The 14,755-nt window shown below is 58.5% G+C and carries 10 protein-coding genes; 4 read left to right on the top strand and 6 right to left on the bottom strand.

Features of this window, described 5'->3' with window-relative positions; translation table 11 throughout:
- Positions 1-131 precede the first annotated feature (131 nt).
- The gene (locus AC6IY8_RS18475) at positions 132-1,394 is read left to right on the top strand and encodes an ABC transporter permease (RefSeq protein ID WP_497776250.1); all 1,263 of its coding nucleotides are present in this window, start codon (positions 132-134) and stop codon (positions 1,392-1,394) included.
- A 491-nt stretch (positions 1,395-1,885) separates the two neighbouring features.
- On the opposite strand, the gene rpoD is transcribed toward AC6IY8_RS18475, so the two are convergent.
- The 4 genes from rpoD to AC6IY8_RS18455 all read right to left on the bottom strand — a co-directional run bounded on the left by rpoD (position 1,886) and on the right by AC6IY8_RS18455 (position 7,360).
- Entirely contained in the window at positions 1,886-3,580 is a 1,695-nt protein-coding gene (gene rpoD, locus AC6IY8_RS18470) for an RNA polymerase sigma factor RpoD (RefSeq protein ID WP_497776249.1), read from the bottom strand.
- Positions 3,581-3,969: 389 nt separating this feature from the next.
- Entirely contained in the window at positions 3,970-4,440 is a 471-nt protein-coding gene (locus AC6IY8_RS18465) for a pyridoxamine 5'-phosphate oxidase family protein (RefSeq protein ID WP_497776247.1), read from the bottom strand.
- Between the two features lie 69 nt (positions 4,441-4,509).
- The gene (dnaG, locus tag AC6IY8_RS18460) at positions 4,510-6,354 is read right to left on the bottom strand and encodes a DNA primase (RefSeq protein WP_497776245.1); all 1,845 of its coding nucleotides are present in this window, start codon (positions 6,352-6,354) and stop codon (positions 4,510-4,512) included.
- Between the two features lie 412 nt (positions 6,355-6,766).
- Positions 6,767-7,360: an HD domain-containing protein gene (locus AC6IY8_RS18455; RefSeq protein WP_497776244.1), complete on the bottom strand. Its 594-nt coding sequence runs from the start codon at positions 7,358-7,360 to the stop codon at positions 6,767-6,769.
- A gap of 298 nt (positions 7,361-7,658) precedes the next feature.
- Between AC6IY8_RS18455 and AC6IY8_RS18450 the strand changes: the two genes are divergently transcribed.
- From AC6IY8_RS18450 to AC6IY8_RS18440, 3 genes are all read left to right on the top strand, one after another.
- Positions 7,659-7,877, top strand: a complete 219-nt coding sequence (locus AC6IY8_RS18450; RefSeq protein WP_497776243.1) for a hypothetical protein — start codon at positions 7,659-7,661, stop codon at positions 7,875-7,877.
- A 207-nt stretch (positions 7,878-8,084) separates the two neighbouring features.
- Positions 8,085-10,649, top strand: a complete 2,565-nt coding sequence (locus AC6IY8_RS18445) for a protein kinase domain-containing protein (protein WP_497776242.1) — start codon at positions 8,085-8,087, stop codon at positions 10,647-10,649.
- A 133-nt stretch (positions 10,650-10,782) separates the two neighbouring features.
- Positions 10,783-11,601: a hypothetical protein gene (locus AC6IY8_RS18440; RefSeq protein ID WP_497776241.1), complete on the top strand. Its 819-nt coding sequence runs from the start codon at positions 10,783-10,785 to the stop codon at positions 11,599-11,601.
- 4 nt (positions 11,602-11,605) lie between these two features.
- Here the strand turns inward: AC6IY8_RS18440 and AC6IY8_RS18435 are convergent, their stop codons facing one another.
- Positions 11,606-14,044, bottom strand: coding sequence for an endonuclease MutS2 (locus AC6IY8_RS18435; protein WP_497776240.1), 2,439 nt, complete (start codon positions 14,042-14,044; stop codon positions 11,606-11,608).
- 154 nt (positions 14,045-14,198) lie between these two features.
- On the bottom strand, positions 14,199-14,723 hold the full coding sequence (locus AC6IY8_RS18430) for a hypothetical protein (protein WP_497776238.1): 525 nt from the start codon (positions 14,721-14,723) through the stop codon (positions 14,199-14,201).
- Positions 14,724-14,755: the final 32 nt, after the last annotated feature.

Below are 14,755 nucleotides of genomic sequence, written 5' to 3'. Positions count from 1 at the left end.
AGGAACGTTGAATGGGGCACCCGTTGCAGAAGCCTCTCACGCGGAAGTTGATATTTGAGCTGGGCTGGGATCCTTCGCTGCGCTCAGGATGACACCTTCGTAAACACATCGGAAGTACGGAAGAGAGATTGATGGCATCGCACGGAGATTACAGAGAGATATTCCGGTTGGCGTTCACGACGCTGGTGCGCAATAAGATGCGCTCGGGGTTGACCATTCTCGGAATTGTGATCGGGGTGACGACGGTGATCACGATCTCTTCGGTGGTGCGCGGGCTCAACAGCAATGTGCAGAACATGGTGCAGCAGATGGGATCGAACATCGTGTTCGCATTTCATATCGATGTGTTCAACTTTGGGCGACCGACGGCGGAGATGCTCAACAGGAAAGAGCTGACGTATGAAGACGCGATTGCGATGCGAGACCTGCCGCATGTGAAGGCTGTGGCTCCCTCGCTGCGCATCATGATGCAGGAATTCGGGGTGGGCAGCTATTCGGTGAAGTACGCGGGTAGGACGGCGAAGAATGCGATCCTCGAAGGCAATACGCCGGATTCGCGCGAGGTGTTCGATTACGCGGTGGCGCGGGGACGGTGGTTCACGCAAGCGGAAGATGACCAGCGCATGCCGGTGGTGGTGCTGGGATCGGATACGGCAAAGGAGCTGTTTGGCGACGGCGACCCGGTGGGCAAGGAAGTGAATGTCGAGGGCGAGTTATTCCAGGTGATCGGCGTGGCCGAGCAGAAGAAGAGCGCGTTCAGTGGCGGGTCGAATCCGGAAGACAACATCGTGATGTTCCCGTATGCGACGTTCAAGAAGCTGCATCCGGAGATGAAGCAGAACTGGATTTCGGTGAAGGCGACTTCGCAGCCGGATATGGCGAAGGCGATGGACGAGATGCGGGATCTGCTGAGGCGAAAGCGCAAGCTCAAGCCGGATCAGCCGGATAATTTTGCCGTGTTCAGCCAGGATTCGATTGTGCAGGTGTGGAACCAGGTGACGGGCGGAGTGTTCATCTTCATGTTTGCCGTGTCGAGCGTGGCGCTGATTGTGGGCGGCGTAGGAGTGATGAACATTATGCTGGTTTCCGTCACGGAGCGCACACGCGAGATTGGAGTGCGCAAGGCAGTGGGCGCACGCAGACATGATGTGCTGTTGCAATTCACGCTGGAAGCCATGGTGCTGACGGCGCTGGGCGGAGTGATCGGAATAATGATCGGAGGCGTGATTACCTACATCATTGCGGCGCTGATGCCTTCTCTGCCGGCAACGATGAGCGTAAAGTGGACGGTGTTTGCGTTTACTTCGTCGGCGGTGATTGGGCTGGTGTTTGGGATTTATCCGGCATGGAAGGCGGCGAATTTAGATCCGATTGAGGCGTTGCGGTATGAGTAGGGCGGGGTTTCAAGGTTTCGCGAGGGTAGGGATGGAGGCCGAGAAGCCTTTTGGGCAGCGGTGGATATTTGAGCGGTGCTGGGATCCTTCGCTGCGCTCAGGATGACACCTCAAGGGCAAGAACAACAGCAACAGCAAGATCAAAAGCAACCCCGAGGTCCTTCGCTGCGCTCAGGATGACACCTCAAGGGCAAGAACAACAGCAAGGGCAAGAACAACAGCAAGAGCAAGAACAACAGCAAGCGCAAGAACAACAGCAAGAGCAAGAGTAGGGGCAAGAACAAGAGCAAATGCAACCCCGAGGTCCTTCGCTTTGCTCAGTGACACCTCAAGAGCAAGAACAAGAGCAAGAGCAAGAGCAGGGCAGGAACAAGAGCAAGAGCAAATGCAACCCCGAGGTCCTTCGCTTCGCTCAGTGACACCTCAAATAAAATGAAAAAGTAAGGGCACGGCGGAAGCCGTGCCCTTTGTGTTGCTGAAGCGATGTTGCGCTAGTCGTGAACGCCGTCCATGAAGGCGCGGAGTTTGCGGGAGCGCGAGGGGTGGCGCAGTTTGCGCAGGGCCTTGGCTTCGATCTGGCGGATGCGCTCGCGGGTGACAGCGAAGGACTGGCCGACTTCTTCGAGCGTGTGCTCGGAGCCGTCTTCGAGGCCGAAGCGCATCTTGATGACCTTCTCTTCGCGAGGGGTCAGGGTGCGCAGGACCTGCGAGGTCTGGTCCTTGAGGTTCACGTTGATGACGGCCTCGGCGGGCGAGACGACGGCGCGATCCTCGATGAAATCTCCAAGGTGCGAATCTTCTTCTTCGCCGATGGGAGTTTCGAGTGAGATGGGCTCCTGCGCGATCTTGAGGACCTTGCGGACCTTGGCGACAGGGATGTCCATGCGGCGCGCGATCTCTTCCGAGGTTGGCTCGCGACCGAGTTCCTGCACAAGCTGGCGGCTGGTGCGGATGAGCTTGTTGATGGTCTCGATCATGTGCACCGGGATGCGGATGGTGCGGGCCTGATCGGCAATCGCACGCGTGATGGCCTGACGAATCCACCAGGTGGCATAGGTCGAGAACTTGTAGCCGCGGCGGTACTCGAACTTGTCGACGGCCTTCATGAGGCCGATGTTGCCTTCCTGAATGAGATCGAGGAACTGCAGGCCGCGGTTGGTGTACTTCTTGGCGATGGAGACGACGAGGCGCAGGTTGGCCTCGATGAGCTCGCGCTTGGCGTGCTCGGCATCCATGTCGCCCTGGATGATTTCGCGCTGAGTGCGCTTGAGTTCGCTGAAGACGGCTCCGGCCTCGACCTCGATGCGCTCCATGTCGGTGCGCACGGTCTTGATCTGCTTGCGGATTTCCTTCTTCTGCTCTTCGTTCTTGGTGAACTCGCAGCGCTTTTCGAGGTTGAGGACCTGGCGATCCAAGGCCTTCATGTTCTCAACCGTCTTGTTGACGCGGTCGATGAGGCGCTTGCGCTCCTGATTGGTGAAGCGCAGGTTGCGGATCGATCGGCTGACCTCGACCTGGGCGCGTCCGAGAGCCCAGTGCAGCTTGCGATAGTCCTTTGCCTTCTTCTTGTCCTTGCCGGCGGGGCCAAGTTCGTTGAGCTTGGCGGCGAAGCCAAGGCCCTTCTTGTAATGGCGGCCGAGGTCGTCGATCTTGGAAGTGATCTCCTTGAGGCGGCTGTTCATGACCTCGTCGGTGATCTCTTCTTCGTCGAAGACCACCACTTCCTTGACGGAACGCACGCCACGCTTGAGATCATCGCCGATGGCGAGAACTTCGCGGATGACAATGGCCGAGCGCGATAGAGACTTGAGAACGCGTATCTGGCCGCGCTCGATGCGCTTGGCGATTTCTACTTCACCTTCTCGGGTGAGCAGGGGGACGGTGCCCATTTCGCGCAGGTACATGCGAACAGGGTCGTTCGTCTTTTCCAGCGCACCGGGAGTGAGATCAAGCTCGACGTCTTCGGAATCTTCGTCGGAATCGAACTTCTTTTCAGAGGGAAGCTTGGTGTCCTCAAGGACATTGATTCCCTGAGTGCCGATCATTCCGAGCAGGTCGTCGAGATCGTCGGGGGAGTTGATATCGTTCGGCAGCAGGTCATTCACCTCGTTGTAGGTGAGGAAACCTTTCTCCTTGCCGGTATCGATCAACTTTTGGATATCTTCGTATTTATCGTCGAGAGCCAAGAGTAATACCCTTCACTGGCGCCATAGGCAGCCGAAAGAAAACATTTGGTCGGGCCGAGGGAAGCCCGTAAAGCACACAAGTCGGCCTCTCGGTCGCTTTCCGACCGACAAAGAGCCGCAACAACCCTCATCCTTAACCACGCAATACACGAGTGCCCGCTCCGCAACGGGCAAAGTCGCCTATCTGGGCGAGAAGGCCTTAAGCCTTTAGATGGCGGAGAACTCCCCAAGGTTCGGGAACTTCAACATTTTTGCAGACAGAAGGGGGAAAAGCAAGGAATTGTGATGAATCCAGCGACGTTCTGAGGGGTGAAATAAGAGGCAAAGCTGATGTCCAGGAACAAAAAAGCAAGCAGAGATCGAGTGGGGGCCACTCGACCGGAAGTCGTCTAGCGGCGGCGCTTGCCGGTGAGATGGGCGACCTGGATGGCAAATACCCGGGTGGCGGAGTGGGACGAAGCAACGTACTCCATTCCCTGCTCCAAGAACTCGGGGGAATACTTCTGGATCAGCAGGCGCAGCGCGGCCATCTTCTCCTCGCCCTCAAGCTCGCGGACATCGCCGGAGGCAATGGCGCTCTGGTATCGAGTGCTGAACATTTCGGGCTGAACCTCGGTGTGTCCGACAACACAAAAGCTGACGTGCGGAACGGCGTTGAGGTGCTCGATCTTGCGTCCCTCGGGGGCGGAATGAAAGTAGATGGCGTCGTCGCGGAACACATAGCTGACGGGCAGGCCATAGGGATCGCCATCAGGGCCGACGGTGCTGAGGATTCCGTACTCGCCATTGGTAAGGATTTGACGAGCCTCTACCTCGTCAGTTGCGCGGTCCTGCCGCCTCATTGTCCACAGTTGTGCCATTGGCTCACCCCCACAGGTTTGCTGGTGCGGAATTTTGGCCCTTTTTGGCTATGAATGCAAGCAGGTTCTTCAAACAGTTTTGGCTTGGCGGAGGGCGGAGTCCACTTGCTGCTTTTCCTGGAGGAAGCGGGCGAGGGCGGCGGGGTCGTTCTTGCGCTCGGCTTCAGCGATCTGGCGGCGAAGGTCGCGCTGGCGATGTTCGAGCTGGCGTCGGCGCAGGGCGTCGATGGCTCCGTGGAGAAGCTCGGCGGTGAGGGATTCGTGATCCTTCATGATAACGGACATGAACAGCGTGCGATCCTCATCGGAAAGGGGCAGCGACATGAGGTCGGCACCGTCGGCAAGGCCCTTGAGGATGGCATCGATAAGAGCCTCGGCGCGAAGGCCCTTGTGCAACTGCTCGGAGCTGAGGGAGTAGTAGGCCTGCTCGGCAGGGTTGTACATCTGCTCCTGACCGTTCTCGTCGGTGTAGGAGAACGAAACCTCGGGGCCACAGGTAAGTGCCTGAAGGAGAAGGCGTTCAGCCTCGGTAATCGGCGAGGTGGGAGGGGGCGTGAGGTGCGTGGAAGTGCGCGCGGTGGCGACATGGCGAAGTTCCTGCCGGAGTACGGCGGAGTCGATTTGCAGTTTCTGCGAGACATCGGCCGCCAGCTCGTCGCGAACGATGCGACTGGTGACGCGCTGAATGTGGGGCAGAAGGTAGTTGACGGCCTTGACCTTGCCTTCGGCGGTGCGGGGGAACTGTGCCTGAGCGCGTTCGATGAGGTAGTCGAAATACTTCTGCGAAGACTGGAGCGCGGCCCCGTAGGCGGCGGTTCCCTTCTTGCGGACGTAGAGGTCGGGATCGAATCCCTGCTCGAGGGAGACGATGCGGATCTCAAAGTCTTCGCTGACGAGCAAGGAGAGTGAGCGCTCGGCGGCTGCGGCTCCGGCGGTGTCAGGATCGAAGTTGACGACGATCTTCTTGCTGAAGCGGGCTAGGAGTCGCGCCTGGGCCTCGGTGAAGGCGGTGCCGCTGGAGGCGATGACGTTGTGGTATCCGGCGTTGAAGACCGAGATGCAATCCATTTGGCCCTCGACGAGGATGATGTAGTCGAGGCGGCGAATGGCTTCCTTGGCCAAGTGCAAGTTAAACAACACGCGAGACTTGGTGTAGATGGGCGTCTCGGGCGAGTTGAGGTACTTGGGGCCAGCTTTTTCGTCGGTGGCGAGGGTGCGCCCGGTGAAGGCGATGACCTTGCCGTTCTCGTTGCAGATGGGGAACATCACCCGGTTGCGAAACTTGCTGTAGAGCGCGGCAGGGGTAGGACGGGCCGGCTCGCTGGAGCGGGAGTCTTCACGGTCTTTCCAGCTGAACAAGCCACTCTCGCGGAGAGCGTCTTCGTCGGCAAGACCCTTGAGCTTGTCACGCAGGAGGAAGCCGGATTCGGGGGCAAAACCAATGCGGAAGCGAGCGATGGCGTCGTCATCGAGTCCGCGACCATGGAGGTATTCGCGGGCGGCGGCACCCTCGGGACGGCGAAGCTGTTCCTGAAACCAGAGGCAGGCGGCCTCGTGCAGATCGAGCAGAAGACCGCGGGTGCGGGCCTCCTTGGCCTCCTGAGGGGAGCTGAACTGCACCTTTGGGGCGGCGATGCCAAGCTTTTGGGCGACGGCGCGAACGGCTTCAGGGAAGGTGATGTTTTCAATCTTCTGAATGAAGGTGAAGACGTCGCCGGAGACTCCGCAACCGAAGCAATGGAAATATTGGCGCGTGGCGTGGACGGAAAATGATGGGGTTTTCTCTCCGTGAAAGGGGCAAAGGCCGGAGAAGTTCTGGGCACCGGCTTTGCGCAGCTTTACGTACTCGCCGATGATGCGGACGATGTCGGCCTGCTGCTTGACCTGATATGCGAAGTCTCCGGGGTTAGCCACAGCTATAGTCTGCCCCAAGGTGATGTGTGGAAAAGCTGTGATTATAGGGTTTTTCGCCCTAAGGGGGTGTGCAAAATGCGACTTGATTGGTGCATGTAAATGTTTTCGCTGAGGGGTAAAGTTAGGGAAAGGCAGTAGGGGCGCCGACGCAGGAGCCGTGGTAGGTGACCTGGGGCGGAAGAGGAGAGGCAGTCGGCGCTGGGATCCTTCGGCTTCGCCTCAGGATGACACCTTCAGAACAAGAGCAGAAGCAAGAGCAACAGCGACAGCAAAGGCAAAACCAAGAGCAACCCCGATCCTTCGGCTTCGCCTCAGGATGACACCGAAAAACACAAGCAACAACAAAAGCAAGAGCAACTGCAAGAGCGACTGAAACAGCAACAGCAAAGGCAAAAGCAACAGCAGAGGCAAGTTAGGAGCAGGTGATCCAGCCGCGGGTGCAGGCGTCATCAACGATGGACATGACGACGGGCCAGAGGTCGGGGAGGCCGGTGCGGATGGGTTCCATGCGGGCTAGAACCTTGTCGCGCGTGATGTGGTGGCTGCGCCAGGAGCCTCCGCCGGTGCGGGAATTGAGCAAAAGAGGCTGCAGGCGGTCGAGGGCATTGGCGTAACGGGATTCAGGGGTGGAGAAGGCCTCGAACTCGTCCCAGAGAGCGCGGACTTCGGCGGACTGAGAGGCGGGGAGGAGACCGAAGAGACGGTCTGCAGCGAGTCGCTCGCGTTCTTCCTTGTCACTGTAACCGACGGTGTCGTAGGCGAAGGTGTCTCCAGCATCGATTTCGACGACGTCGTGGACGAGGAGCATGCCAACGACGCGCGAAACGTTGACCGGTTCGGGAGCGTACTCGGCAAGCAGCGAGGCCATGATAGCGATGTGCCAGGAGTGCTCGGCACTGTTTTCCTGACGGCGAATATCGCCGCTGACGGGCGTTTGCCGCAGGATTTGTTTGAGCTTGTCGATTTCGAGGATGAAATTGATCTGCTGATCGAGTCGCGATGTCATGGGTAAGGACATTTTAAACAATAGGCGTTCACATCGTTTTTCCTGGATTGCAAGGCAAAACGATCTCGGCGCATTTTGGCGTGTCGGTTAGAGCTGAACTAGCCTAGGAGCGGACAACAGTTTTAACGCTTGCGACAACGAGTTTGAGCAGCCCCGGTCCCGGTCGAGGCGGATGTCGTCATATCCACTTAATGCGCCGATAACCGGAACGATGTGTTTCGGAGGGCGTAAATTCAACGAAACGAGTGGTGCAAAGCAGATGCAATCAAAGGTGTACCAAGGACAAAGGGAAGATGTCGTGACTGGAGCGATCGAAGCTCAGACTTCGAAAGTTCCGTCGAGCGGCTATCTGGCGTTGGCAATCGGATCGATTGCTGTTTCAGCCGCGCTGAAGGCGTTGCATAAGACTGATTGGGCGCTGTTCGTAGGACAGTGGGCTGCGCCGTTCCTGATTTTGGGTGTTTACAACAAAATGGTGAAACAACACGGTTCGGACGCCTGGAGCGAGGCGGCTTAACGTTGTCAAAATGCGCGGCGGGAAGAGAGCCTGCCGCGCAAGAACGAAACTTCCCCTCCCCCAGTTCTTCCTCGGCTTTCGAATTTCCAAAAGATTGGTTACGCAAAGTTGATCCGAAGTCGCACGATAGTGGGCAGCAAAGAGAAGTGCGCTCAATTCGGCCACTCGGGATGCGGGTAGAATGTCGGCTACGCGGGAGTGAGAAGGATGGCGCTCAACACTGGCACGAAGCTGGGACCATACGAAGTGCTCGAGACTGTCGGCACGGGCGGTATGGGCGAAGTGTATCGCGCACGCGATGCGAGACTGGGCCGCGAGGTGGCGGTCAAAGTCATTCCCGCATCGCTCCACTCCGATGGAATGCGGCTGCAGAGATTTGAGCAGGAAGCGCGAGCGGCAGCCAGTCTGAATCATCCGAACATTCTGGCCGTGTATGACGTGGGACGTCAGGACGGCTCTCCCTACATTGTGAGTGAATTGCTCGCGGGCGAGACTCTGCGCGAGCAGTTGCGAGCAGGACCGCTGCCCATAAGGAAAGCAATCGACTATGCACAGCAGATTGCCCGAGGGCTGGCGGCGGCACACGGCAAAGGCATTGTGCATCGGGATCTGAAGCCGGAAAACATCTTCATTACACGCGACCGGCGAGTGAAGATTCTGGACTTTGGGTTGGCGAAGCTGATCGGTCCGGAGCGGCTTTCGGACGACTCCACCATGATGGGAACCGTAGGGAGCGAACCGGGGACGGTGCTGGGCACGGTGGGATACATGTCTCCTGAGCAGGTGCGGGGCAAGACGGTGGATGCGCGTGCAGACCTGTTTGCGTTTGGCGCGATTCTGTACGAGATGTTAAGCGGGAAGCGCGCGTTCAAAGGCGATTCGGCTGCCGAGACGATGTCCGCCATTTTGAACCAGGAACCGCCGGAGCTAACGCAATCGAATCCGAATGTGTCGCCAGCGCTGGAGAGTATTGTCGAACGCTGCCTAGAGAAGAATCCTGAAGACCGGCTGCAATCGGCACAGGATATTGCGTACACGCTGGAATCGATTTCGCATAGCAGCAGCGCGGTTGCGACCGAAGAGAAGCGAGCGCGCAGAAGGTGGCGCGGAGTGGTGCCGGCGGTAATAGGCACGGCGTTGCTGGTGGGAATTGCGGCGTTTCTGCTGGGGCGGTACACGAATCCTCCCGAGTCGCAGCCGAGGTTTCATCGCATGACGTTTCGGCGCGGCAGCATTGTGTACGCAAGGTACGCTCCGGACGGACACACGATTGTGTACACGGCGAAGTGGGAGGGCAACGAAGCGGAATCATTCTCGACCAAGCCGGAGGCGATCGGTTCAACATCGCTCGGGCTGCCGAAGGCGGACGCGGTTGCGGTCTCAGCGAATGGTGAACTGCTGGTGGTGCTCAATCGAAAAATCCTGACTTACTGGGCATCGGCGGGGACGCTGGCGCGGGTGCCGATGACGGGCGGAACGCCGAGGCCAATTCTTGAGGACGTGCAGGAGGCAGACTGGGCTCCTGATGGGAACTCGTATGCTGTGGCGCGCTATGTGGGCAATGAATGCCGACTTGAGTATCCGGTGGGGAAAGTTCTGTATCGCACGCAAGGGTGGATTAGTTCGCCGCGCGTATCTCCGGACGGAAAATCGGTGGCATTCTTCGATCATTTGCTGTTTGGCGATGATCAGGGGAGAGTCGCACTGATAGACAGTGCGGGAAAGAAGCATGACCTCTCGCGCGACTGGTCAAGCGCAGTTGGGCTGGCGTGGAGCGCAAAGGGAAACGAAATCTTGTTTACGGCGAGCGATACGGGAATCAACAGCTCGCTCTATGCGGTGACACCCGAAGGAAAACAGCGGCTGGTACTGCGCCCGCTGGGGCGAGTGATTTTGCATGATGTGAGCCGCAGCGGACAGCTGCTGATGACGGTGGATGCATCGCGGCGCTCGGTTTCGGCGCGCGGAGCGAATGATGACAAGGAGCACGATTACAGCTTTCTGGACTGGACGCGCAATGTAGCACTCTCAAACGATGGTTCGATGTTGCTGTTTGACGAGCAGGGTGAGGGTGGAGGACCAAACTACTCGGTGTATGTGCGCAAGATGGATGGCTCGCTGCCGACACGGCTGGCAGAGGGTTTTGCGTTGTCATTTTCTCCTGACAAAAAGTGGGTGCTGATAGCGACGATGGCCACCCCGAGACAGTTGGTTGCTGTGCCGCTGGGCGTGGGCGAGGAACGGCATCTCACGAAAAATGATTCTCTGAATCACGGGACATTTGCGTTCTGGCTGCTGGGAGGAAAGATCGTATTCAACGGATCAGAACCGGGCCATGCCAATCGACCATTTGTGATGGACGAAAACACAGGCAAGACTTCGCCGATAGGGCCCGAAGGCTCAATCGCAATCGGTGCATCGCAGGACGGAAAACGAGTGTTGCTGAGAGATATGCAGGGGAAACTAATCGTGACTCCCGTCGAGGGAGGAGAGCTGCGCGAAGTTCCGGTTAGCGAGCGACTGGATCGCTTTGCCGGATGGGCGGAAGACGACAACACGGTTTACATGTATCGCGCGAGCGACGTTCCAGTGCGGCTGATGGCGGTGAACCTGACGACAGGCGGGGAGAAAGAAGTGCGCCAATTTATGCCGGATGACCGCGCAGGATTGATAAACATTGGGCCAGTTCAGATTACGCCCGACGGAAAACACTATGCATACGGCTATGTGCGCATACTGACAGACTTGTATTCAGTGGATGGTTTGAAGTGAGAGCACCCGCTGTTTATTTTCATTTGTAAGCGCACGCTTTCTGCCGATCTCTGTTCCAACCTGAAATTGCTCCGACTCATCCATACCGAGTCTGCGATGTCTGTAAGTTGAGTGCGCAGAGGAAGCCCCTTGTATGGATTGCAAGACCGCTGTTGGTGGTGGGATCAGAACCTTATTCGCTGTTCTGCTGGTTGTTTGCCTCCCTTCTCCCCGTGCCTATGCAGGTGATAACGATGCAGCCGCCGCAATTGCGGTGAACGTCAGCACTGGTGCCGGCGTGCCGAAGTCAATTCGTCCATTTTCGAGATTTGCGCTGGGATTCTCGGCAGGCACGATGGGGCCGGGATTCGAGCTGGTCACGATCTTGAACAACCGTTCGAACCTGCGTCTGGACGGACATTTCCTGAGCATCTCGGCAGACCTGAAGAGAGATAGTGTGGGATACAACGGGAGGCTCCGCACAGGAGATGTGCGGCTGTCGTATGACGTGTATCCGTTCCTCCACGGTTTCAGGATCAGCAGCGGAATAGCGGTGTTTCAGCAGATGAATGCGCGGGCAGTGGCATTCGTTCCAGGCGGGCGCACGATCACTTTCAACGACGTGGACTACTACAGCAGCTCAAAAGATCCTTTGCATGGAGTTGGCAGGGTTGTGCTGTCGCGCAAAGTGGCGCCGACCTTGAGCGTAGGTTGGGGGAACGCGATTCCGCGAAGCAAACGACACTTCACGTTTCCTATCGAGGCGGGAGTGGCGTTTGCAGGAACACCGCAGTTTGACCTGACAATGCAAGGCAGCGCGTGCAACTCACCCAATCCGCGAACGTGCGCGTCGGTGGTGTCGTATGACGATTTTGAAACGAATCTCGCGGCAGAGCGGAGAAAGATCAGTCGCGAATTACACCCGCTGCGGTTTTATCCGATTGTGAATTTTGGGGTGATGTACAGGTTTTGAAATTTCATACCTTGAGTTCTACTTCGGTGGCACCGCCGCCGCCCTGGTTTTGCGGAGGCTCGGTGACGTTGACGACTTGCGGATGGCGCTTGAGGTAGTCACGCAGAGCGCGTCGCAGGATTCCCATGCCGGAGCCATGCACGATGCGGATGTGCGAGAGTCCGGCGAGGAAAGCGCGATCCACAAACTTCTCGACCTCGGCAGTAGCCTCGTCAACATTGTGTCCAATGACGTTGAGCTCAGTGGGGGCGGATTCGTCTTCGTCGCGCAGGCGGACATTGATGCCTTTGCTGCGCGCAGCCTGCACGGGATTGTTGGCGGCCTGCGCAATGACTGCGGCAATGTCATCGAGCGGCACGCGCATCTTCATGGGACCGACCTGCACTTCGATGGCTTCGTCATCGAGTTTGCGAACGACCTTGCCGCTGCGTCCGATGGACTTGAGATGGACGGTGTCACCCACTGTAACGCGTGAGACAACGTGCGGGCGGGCGTTTTCGTCACCGCGGTCGGCTCCGGTGGTGTGGGCAACGACGGTTTGATTGAATTGCTCGCGGAACTCGCGGCGCGCTTTGGCGATGCGACGCTCGGCTTCTTTACTTAACTTTTGGGCGGCAGCGCGATCCTGCACGGCAGCGACGGCTTCGCGGGCGTGGTACTCGAAGTCGCGCATGAGCGAATCGAGCTTCTTCTCTAACTCACGAATTTTATCGCGCTGCTCCTTGAGGCCCTCGGCTTCGAGGCGGGCGCGCTCGCGTGCGATCTCCTGCTCGCGCTGGCGAATTTCGAGACGCTCGTTCTGAATGTCGCGCAGATCGGAATGGAGGCGGTCGAGGAATCCGGCGATGTCCTGCGTTTGCGTGCTGAGACGCTGACGGGCGTCGGCAATGATCTCGCGATTGAGCCCGATCTGCTGCGCGATGTTGATTCCGGCGGATGCGCCGGGAACTCCGACGCGAAGCTCGTAGGTGGGTGCGAGAGTTTTCTCGTCGAAGCCGACGGCGGCGTTCACTACCCCTTGCGAGTTGGTGGCGTAGATTTTGAGCGCCGTGTGATGGGTGGAGATGATGGTAAGCGATCCACGACGGCGGAAATGTTCGGCGATGGCGACGGCAAGCGCAGCACCTTCTTCGGGATCGGTGGCAGAGCCGAGTTCATCGAGCAGAACGAGTGAGCGCGCGGTGGCGGTGTGAGAGATGAAATCGATGTTGGTGACGTGTGCGGAGAACGTCGAGAGATTCTGCTCGATGGATTGCGAGTCGCCGATATCGGCAAGCACGGCATCGCAAATGGGGAGATCGGCACGCTCGGCGGGGACGGGGATTCCGGCCTGAGCCATGAGAGCGAGCAAGCCTGCGGTTTTGAGCGAAACGGTTTTGCCGCCGGTGTTTGGGCCGCTGATGATGAGCTGGCGCTGAAAGCGATCCATCTCGAGCGTGAGCGAAACGACAGACTTACCACGCGAGCGCAAATTGCGCTCCATGACGGGATGACGAGCGTTGATGAGGATGAGCGAGTTGGCGCTGTCTTCGGTGAGAAGCTTGACGCGGGTGCACTGGTACTGCTCGGCGAAACGCGCTTTGGCGAATTGGAGTTCGAGTTCGCGCAGGATTTCGACCGAGGCGAGAATGGCTTCCGATTGCTGGCCGATGCGTGAAGTCATCTCGACGAGGATGCGCTGAATTTCGGCCTGTTCGTCTTCGAGAAGCCGCACGAGTTCGTTGTTCTGCTCGATGGTTTCGAGGGGCTCGACGAAGACGGTTTGGCCGCTGGAACTGGCTCCGTGGACGACACCCTGCACGCGGCGCTTCTGCTCGGTTTTGACGGGGATGACGAAGCGGTCGCCACGGATGGTGACCAGCTCGTCCTGAAGCGCGTCGCCTTCGGAGAGGCGGCGAAGAAAGCTGCGCAGGGAGTTCTGGATGGAACGGCGCTGCTTCTCAATTTCGCGCCGGATGCTGGTGAGCGCGGGTGAAGCATTGTCATCCAGCGTGCCGTCGGGCGAGAGCTTGTTGGCAAAATAGCGCAGCAAGGGCGTGAAATCGGCAATGTCGGCAGAGAGCTCTTCGATGGCGGGCCACGGGTCGCGCATGGCTTGCGGTGGGTGCGTCGCGGTTTCGCGCCACTCGGCGGCGCGGTCGATGAGAAGGATGACGTCGCGGAGCTCGGTGGTCTCGAGTGTGGCTCCGCTGATGCGCGCGCGCTGGACGAGTTGCGTGGGATCGATGAGTCCGCCGAAATCGAAGCGTCCGCCGGCGCGAAGGAAGGCACGCACCTCGGCGGTGAGCTGCTGCTGGCGATCGATCCACTCGGCGTCGGCGGTGGGCACGAGGGCGTTGACGGCCTGCTGGCCAAGTTCGGACTGGCAGCTGCCGCGAACGATGTCGCGAAGGCGCTCGAACTCGAGGGCAGTGGCGCTGGAATGGAGAAGCGGTGTGGGCATGTTCAAAGTTTCGCGAGGTTGCGCAAGGTGAGCGAGGTTTCGCGAGGTCGAGACCGGCGAACGGCTGCGCTAGCGAGCGTTTCCTCTCTATGGTCATTATCGCAGATGCAGGTTGGGCGCGGCAGGAAAGCAGGCGCAAAGAGGCGCCGGCAGGCTAATTCAGAATCAATGCGTTGGACTGGATGTTGTAACCGTATAGGTGCAAGGTGCTGCCTGACTTCTTCCATGTGAAGGTCTCGACCGCAACATCATGCTCAAAGGTGGTGCGGTGCACCGTGGTGATGAAGGTTCCGCTGGTAGTTGCGTTCACGTTGATGCGCTCCACGTTGCTGGCACCGGCGACATTGCCAAGCTTGGCGTGCACTGCTTGAAGGATCTTGAGGAACTCGTCACGTCGCTCAGAATTGAACACTTTCTCGTCTGCATTCCTCAGGATGTCCGGGTACCGGCCTTCGTTGAACGCAGCATGAAAGTCTGTCACCGCCGCGACATCCGCTTCGCGTCCCGAATACAGCGCAGAACCACATTGCCACATGAGGAATGCCAGGAATGCGGCGGTCGCTGCGAGAGACCACTTCCACAAAGCGCGCTTCTTTGGCGCAGGAGCAAGAAACTGGGGAACCGATAGCTCGGCTGGAGCTGGCGTGATTTCGGCTGGTGTTTCCGCAGGCTGGTCCATGGCGAATGAGGAATGGTACTCAGCTCAGCAGC

This window comes from Koromonas soli (genome assembly GCF_059726265.1).
The sequence above is the reverse complement of the archived record's forward strand: the minus strand, read 5'-3'. Positions and strand labels throughout refer to the sequence as shown.

Coding starts and splice junctions, on each gene's coding strand:
- AC6IY8_RS18475 (WP_497776250.1), top strand. CDS start 132: ATGGCATCGCACGGAGATTACAGAGAGATATTCCGGTTGGCGTTCACG.
- AC6IY8_RS18465 (WP_497776247.1), bottom strand. CDS start 4,440: ATGGCACAACTGTGGACAATGAGGCGGCAGGACCGCGCAACTGACGAG.
- AC6IY8_RS18455 (WP_497776244.1), bottom strand. CDS start 7,360: ATGACATCGCGACTCGATCAGCAGATCAATTTCATCCTCGAAATCGAC.
- AC6IY8_RS18445 (WP_497776242.1), top strand. CDS start 8,085: ATGGCGCTCAACACTGGCACGAAGCTGGGACCATACGAAGTGCTCGAG.
- AC6IY8_RS18440 (WP_497776241.1), top strand. CDS start 10,783: ATGGATTGCAAGACCGCTGTTGGTGGTGGGATCAGAACCTTATTCGCT.
- AC6IY8_RS18435 (WP_497776240.1), bottom strand. CDS start 14,044: ATGCCCACACCGCTTCTCCATTCCAGCGCCACTGCCCTCGAGTTCGAG.
- AC6IY8_RS18430 (WP_497776238.1), bottom strand. CDS start 14,723: ATGGACCAGCCTGCGGAAACACCAGCCGAAATCACGCCAGCTCCAGCC.